General features: G+C 56.4%; 1 protein-coding gene. It reads right to left on the bottom strand.

Annotated elements, in window-relative coordinates:
• Positions 1-1,760, bottom strand: a 1,760-nt coding sequence (locus tag Q7V32_RS00670) for an IS1634 family transposase (protein WP_304895065.1), incomplete at both ends; no start/stop codon positions are given.

Genomic DNA, 1,760 nt, shown 5'->3' with positions numbered 1-1,760 from the left:
GGTCTGTTCGTCGGTGGGCAAAATGAGCGTGACCCGTTGTTGAGTGGCCATCAGGGTGCGAATGCGGTCCCAGCTCAAATGGATGCCCTGACGCTTGAGTTGATGGCGCAGGGTGTGCACCAAGTGATAGGCCAGCAGGGTAATGAAGAGGTGCCCGGTGACGCGATCTTCGTTCTGGTGATACACGGGGCGCAAGCCCAGTTCGGTTTTCAGGCTTCTAAAGGTGGCTTCGATCTCGGTGAGCATGACGTAGGTGGTCCACAACTGTTCTTCCGACCAGTCCGGTATGTTGCTACGCAGACAGTACACCCCGCACTGACGGTCTTTTTCTGCGCTAGGCGCTTGTCGGTGCCAGGTAATGGCAACGGCGTTTTTGTGCGCGGCATCCGGGGTCACGTCAATCTGATAGTCTTGAGCCACGCGGCTGTTTTTTTCGCGTAGACGGCCGATGCGTTCCAGGATTTTGACATAGTTCTTCACCGTGCCTTTTTGACTCAAGCCGGCTTGCAATTGAGTCAGAGCGGCTTCCAGGCGTTCATGGAAGCGGTTGCGGATGGCGTGTTCCTTTTTGGCCTTCTGTTCGGAGTAGCAATAGAGGCGGATTTCGCCGCTGTCCGCATCGCGGTCACGGTAAACCCGGACCTGACTGCGTTCGGTATTGCGAATCAGCAGCGCGCCGTTCTGTTCACGTGGGTCTTTAACCTGACGCTCACGGCTGACCACGATATAGCGATAAGCGTGCTTGACTAACCAGGCGATATTAGCGGCACTGGCAATGCCGGCATCCAGGATAATGACGGGTTTAGGCGTCGCTAACGGATTGTTGCCTTGCAGGCCTTCCAGCAGGGTTTTCAGGGTGGCGGGTTCGCTGGCATTGCCGGGGAAAACCTGACTGCCGAGCGGAAAACCGTCGCCATCCAGCACCAAGCCCAGCGTTACTAGCGGACAGTCGCTCCGTTTTTCTTTAGAACGCCCAAACTGGGCTTTCGGATTGCCGGCGCACTGGCCTTCGAAGTAGGTGTTGGTCAAATCGTACAAGACGATACGTCGGTTCAGATCAAATAAGCTTTGCTCCTGATCGGCCAGAAAGCCTTCCAGAGCCGCCTGATGCTTGAGCAGTTTATCGCTGACACGATACAACCGAGACAGGCTGGTGCTGCTAAAGTCATGTCCCACTAATTCACCCAGCGCGGTGCAGGACTGCAACCACTGATGCGTGTGCAATTCGCTACCCGGTGACACCGTACGGGCGATGATACTGCCCAAGGCGGCGGCCAGCTCCACGCCGTTAAAGCCCAAGGCCGTCAGTTTCTCGGTCAGCTGTAATTGGCAGATGGCATGCCAAGCCAAGGTTTCAGCGCCGATACTGCGGGCTTCGCTAGCATCCACGCGGCTGATGTCCACGCGCTGATAATCCGCCGCCGGAGGCTCCAGCGGCTGCGCCAGTTTATGCACGATTAAACGGCTGTATCGTTGGGCGGCAGCTTCGAGTAATACGCCGGTCTCATCCGCCAGGGCAAACACTTCGACTTGCTGCGCTTCTGCATCTTGCAGCAGTTGTTCAATGCGGGCGGTCAACAGCGGCCAATGCTGAGGCTCAATGGCAAAGTCTTTGCCGAGATTCAGCAGGGTGCGCTGTTTGACCTGCTGCCCTTCACGCACCGATTCAACCAGTCGGTAGGTAAAGTAGGCTTCGCCATCAGCCAGGGATTTTGTTTTGGTTTTTCGAATGTACATGCCGATAGCGTGCTGCAATCGGT

The organism is Methylicorpusculum sp., from assembly GCF_030651835.1.
Lineage (GTDB): Bacteria > Pseudomonadota > Gammaproteobacteria > Methylococcales > Methylomonadaceae > Methylicorpusculum.
Note: the sequence above shows the minus strand (reverse complement) of the source record. Positions and strands in the feature narration are given on the sequence as shown.